Origin of the sequence: Pseudomonas sp. FFUP_PS_473, assembly GCF_002858665.1 — a bacterium.
GTDB classification, from domain to species: Bacteria; Pseudomonadota; Gammaproteobacteria; order Pseudomonadales; family Pseudomonadaceae; genus Aquipseudomonas; species Aquipseudomonas defluvii.
Genome location: NZ_PJQQ01000113.1, coordinates 1 through 452 on the forward strand (window position 1 = coordinate 1; position 452 = coordinate 452).

General features: G+C 54.2%; 1 protein-coding gene. It reads right to left on the minus strand.

Going from position 1 to position 452, the window contains the following annotated elements; all coding sequences use genetic code 11:
* On the minus strand, nucleotides 1-266 hold a 266-nt coding region (locus CYD26_RS24810; RefSeq protein WP_145991831.1), incomplete at its 3' end, for a hypothetical protein.
* Nucleotides 267-452: the final 186 nt, after the last annotated feature.

Genomic DNA, 452 nt, shown 5'->3' on the forward strand with positions numbered 1-452 from the left:
TCACTCGTCACCATCAACAACGCATGTACCTCAGTGAGCGTCGCTTCCTTGAGCGACAAAAACTTCGCACAGGCCAGGCCGCTGCGCTTGCGTCGCCAGCGCGATTGTTTGCTGATCTCGGTCTCGTATCGCGCTGCGAACTGCCGTGCGAGCTGCGCTGCCTTGTCGGGGCTGCAGGCGATCTGTTGGTAACGGTCATAGCCATCGATGACTGCGTCCTGGACACGCTGCATCAACACAAAACGGTGCAGATAATGGACGTGCATTCCGATACCTAATAAAGAGACCTAATATATTCTACAAGGATATTTCAGGTGTTCAATAACGGCACTGGCGATACGTAATAACTAGAGGTTCCTGAGCAGGGGAATTACGCACGCATGTTTGCCATTCCTACTTTGACCGTGCTGAACGGGGAGGACGCCACCCTCTGCAAAAACAGGGGGGCCGCC